The 3628-nt window shown below is 65.4% G+C and carries 6 protein-coding genes; all 6 read left to right on the forward strand.

Translation table 11 applies throughout. The features are described 5' to 3' along the window. On the forward strand, positions 1 to 198 hold a 198-nt coding region (locus ACFP3R_RS37410), incomplete at its 5' end, for a transposase (protein WP_380643761.1). After that, positions 179 to 505 carry an integrase core domain-containing protein gene (locus tag ACFP3R_RS37415; protein WP_380643763.1) on the forward strand — a complete coding sequence of 109 codons (327 nt, stop codon included), beginning with the start codon at positions 179 to 181 and terminating at the stop codon, positions 503 to 505. The genes ACFP3R_RS37410 and ACFP3R_RS37415, both read left to right, overlap by 20 nt. A 43-nt stretch (positions 506 to 548) precedes the next feature. Further along, positions 549 to 1898 (forward strand): cytochrome P450, encoded by a 1350-nt coding sequence (locus tag ACFP3R_RS37420; protein ID WP_380643765.1) that lies wholly within the window; start codon positions 549 to 551, stop codon positions 1896 to 1898. Positions 1899 to 2155: 257 nt separating this feature from the next. Continuing rightward, positions 2156 to 2458 carry a transposase gene (locus ACFP3R_RS37425; protein WP_380643767.1) on the forward strand — a complete coding sequence of 101 codons (303 nt, stop codon included), beginning with the start codon at positions 2156 to 2158 and terminating at the stop codon, positions 2456 to 2458. Positions 2459 to 2474: 16 nt separating this feature from the next. After that, the gene (locus tag ACFP3R_RS37430) at positions 2475 to 3200 is read left to right on the forward strand and encodes a DDE-type integrase/transposase/recombinase (RefSeq protein WP_380643768.1); all 726 of its coding nucleotides are present in this window, start codon (positions 2475 to 2477) and stop codon (positions 3198 to 3200) included. Further along, positions 3136 to 3363 (forward strand): IS3 family transposase, encoded by a 228-nt coding sequence (locus tag ACFP3R_RS37435; RefSeq protein WP_380643770.1) that lies wholly within the window; start codon positions 3136 to 3138, stop codon positions 3361 to 3363. Before ACFP3R_RS37430 ends, ACFP3R_RS37435 begins: the two co-directional genes overlap by 65 nt. Positions 3364 to 3628 lie beyond the last annotated feature (265 nt).

The raw sequence follows: 3628 nt of genomic DNA on the forward strand, positions 1-3628 counted from the left end.
GAGAACACCAACGGCCTGCTGCGCCAGTACTTCCCCAAGGGAACCGACCTCTCCCGATGGGACGTCGACGAGATCGAAGCCGTCGCCGCCGCACTGAACAGCAGACCCCGCAAGACCCTCGACTGGAAGACCCCCGCGGAAGCCCTGAACGATCATCTATCCTCGCTCCAACAAGCCGGTGTTGCGACGACCGATTGAATCCGCCCAATACACGTCCATCCGCTATGCTGAACGACTTGACCAGATCGGTGCGGCGCGCTCCGTCGGCAGCAGGGGCGACTCCTACGACAATGCCGTCGCCGAGTCGCTCAACAGTCTCTACAAGAAGGAACTCATCGACTTCCACGGAGATTGGGAGAACGTGACCGACGTGACGCCGGCCACGATGGAACGGGTTGCCCGGTATAACACGGAAAGGCTACATTCCTTCTGTGGGAACAGTCCTCCGGCAGAGTACGAGGAGACGTTCCACCGGACGGCAGCCGACACCGGCGCAGCGGTCTGAAGCCAACTGATCCGGCCTCCAACTTCGCCGGGGCGGTCCATCCATGAGTGGTGGTGAGCTGGTTGTCTGCGGCATTGCGAAACTGACCATTCCGTTGATGTTACTCTGCGTAGTCATGGGGGGCGTGATGGTGAACCGGGATGGTGTCTCGGAGGATGGTCTCGGGCATCGGGGCGATGCTGTTCCAGCGTGGACGAAGGACTTCGATCATCTTGCGCCCGGTGTTGGTGACGTGATCCATGAGTTGACTGCGCAACTGCGTGCGGACTGCCCGGTGGCACGCAGTTCGTCCTACGGCGGGTTCTTCGTGGTTGCGGGGGCACGAGAAGTCGGCCTAGTGGCCAAGCAGGACCAGACTTTCTCCTCGGCGGTGGAGGGTTTGGGGGCGACGATGGTGCTTCCGGCGTTGGAGCGGGTGGCGGCGCCGTTGTTCGAGTCCGATCCACCCGTACATACGCTGTGGCGGCGGGCGATGCAGCCGTTCTTCACCCCCGCTGCGGCGGCGGCCTATGAACCGGGGATCCGACGGGTGACCGGGGAGGTGCTGGTGGGGCTGGCGCCGCGAGGACACGCCGACTTGGTGGCAGAGTTCGCGATGGTGGTCGCGCCCCTGGTCACCGCAGCGGTGTTGGGTGTACCAGATGCGGATCGTGCCATGTTCGCCGCCCTGATCAGGGATCTGTTTACCGAGGCGCTATCCGGGCAGGCGGGCGGCTCGGCGGGGCAGGAACTGGCCGAGGTTCTGCTGGAGCTCGTGCGAGCCCGGCGTGGGGCGCCGGTTCACGACGTACTCGGCGCGGTGGCCAACACCTTCATCAATGGTGTGCCTGCCAGCGACGAGGAACTACTCAAGCATGCCTTCCTCCTGGTCGCGGCGGGCACTCTGACCTCGGGTGACACGATTGCCAACACCGCATGTGTGCTGGGTTCGGATCCGGACCTGCGCGCCCGGGTGATGGACGACCGGACGCTGCTAACGGCGGTAGTCGAGGAGAGCGTGCGGCACGAGTCCGCTGTTGCCGCCACCGGACGCACTGTACGCCACAGCAGTACCTTGTCCGGTGTGGACTTGGTCGAGGGGGACCGGGTGTTGTTGCTGTGGGGCAGCGCCAACCGCGACGAGGCACTCTTCCCTGACGGAGACAGGTTTCGTCTCGACCGCCCCTACCCCGGTCGTCATCTTGGGTGGGGTGCCGGAGCACACCACTGCCTGGGTAAGCACCTGGCACGGTTGCAGGTACGGGTCGTGCTAGACGAACTGTTGGAGGTCCTCGGCGACTTCGAGGTCGAGCCGGGGTTCACGCCCCGGCGTACGTTCGGCGTGCTGCGCGGCCTGGTCACCCTTCCTGCGCGGTGGGCGGCAGTCGATCGGCGATCACCAATGGGAGGGTAGCCGGGTGAGCGTGAGTCCTGGATGTGAATCGACTCGGACCGGAGGTCCAGTGTCGTCGGCATTGAACTGTCAGTCGGATGAGCTCGCGGCACGTAGGCTGTTGAACCAGGTAGTCAGGTCTGCGGGGTTGGCGACTCCCGCCGTCCGGCAGATTCTGGTCAACTGCTGTTCCAGTGAACTGCCCCGGCTTGGTGGGGACTTCATTGTGTGCTTCCCCTCGTAGCGTGGAGACCTGAACCAAGAGAGATGGTTGGGTCGTGGGAGAGAAGAGACGTCGGTTCGATCCGGATTTCCGTGCGGGTGCGGTGCGGATCGTGGCCGAGACCGGCAAGCCGGTCGCGCAGATCGCGCGGGATCTGGGGATCAGCGCCTACACCCTGCACAACTGGGTGAAGGTCGACCGGCAGCGGGCTGCTGGTCGGGATGACGGCGGGCCCCTGGACGAGGCCGAGCGGGAGGAGCTGGCGCGGCTGAGGGCCGAGCGGGCGCGGTGGGAGAAGGAAAGGCCGAGCTGGAGATGGAGCGTGATGTCCTCAAGCGCTCGGTGGTCCTGTGGGTGAAGGACTCGATGAACCGGTGATCGTGGCGGAGTTCGTCGCGTCCCAGAGGACCGGTTTCGGGGTCCCGCACACGATCGCCTGCCGGGCCCTGGAGGTCTCGCAGTCCTGGTTCTACCAGTGGATCAACCGCAAGCCCACCGGACGCGCCCGGCGGCGGGAGCGGTTGGACGAGGAGATCGGACGGCTCTTCACCGCCTCGGGAGGAACCTACGGCAGCCCTCGGATCGCCCTCGACCTGCGCGAGGCAGGCTGGACGATCTCGGAGAACACCGTCGCGGCGCGGATGGTCGAACCCGGTCTCGCCGGACGTCCGCCGAAACGGCGCCGGTCGCTGACCCGACCGGGCAGGCGACCGGCTGCCCGGGACCTGGTGCGGCGCAATTTCACCGCTGTGGCACCGGATGTGCTGTGGTGCGGGGACGTGACGCAGATCGACACCGACGAGAGGCCGCTCTACCTCGCGACGACCGAGGACCTGTTCTCCCGTCGGATGCTTGGCCACGCGATGTCCGAACACCACGACGCGGCCCTGGTCGTGGCGTCGCTGGGAATGGCCGCCGCGATCCGGGGAGGGGACGTCGACGGGGTGGTGTTCCACACCGACCGCGGCTCGGAAGGCGGACAACGGGATCCTGCCGTCGATGGGGTAGGTCGGCGACTCGTACGACAACGCCTTGATGGAGAACTTTTTCTCCACGCTCAAGATCGAGTTGGTCTACCGCCGCTCCTGGCGCATCTGTGACGAGGCCGAGAACGAGCTGTTCCGCTATATCTACGGGTTCTACAACACCGAACGCATCCAGAAGGATCTCGGCTGGCTCAGCCCAGACGAGCACGAAGCCGCCTGGCACGCCGCCCAGGCCGAACCGACTACCATCCCGGCATCACCGGCCCGGTCCAGGTAACAACTACCTCGGGTTATCGGGGGAAGCTCAACTGCGCATCGGTCAGATCGAACCGCCCCGCTGCCGCTACGCCGGCCATGAGGTCTCCGGTACCGCGGTTTCGCTTGGTCGCTAAACCATCTACCGGAGACCTCGCCACGTTCCGACCACCGACACGCCGCCGGTCACCCCACTTCTGAAACACGGCCTAGTAGGGCTTTGTTAGGTGGTGTTGACCTGCGGTTTTGTGGGTGGTGTTGTGGCCTGGACGGGTCGTCGGCAGGTG

The organism is Saccharothrix lopnurensis, from assembly GCF_042658445.1.
Taxonomy (GTDB): Bacteria; Actinomycetota; Actinomycetes; order Mycobacteriales; family Pseudonocardiaceae; genus Actinosynnema; species Actinosynnema lopnurensis.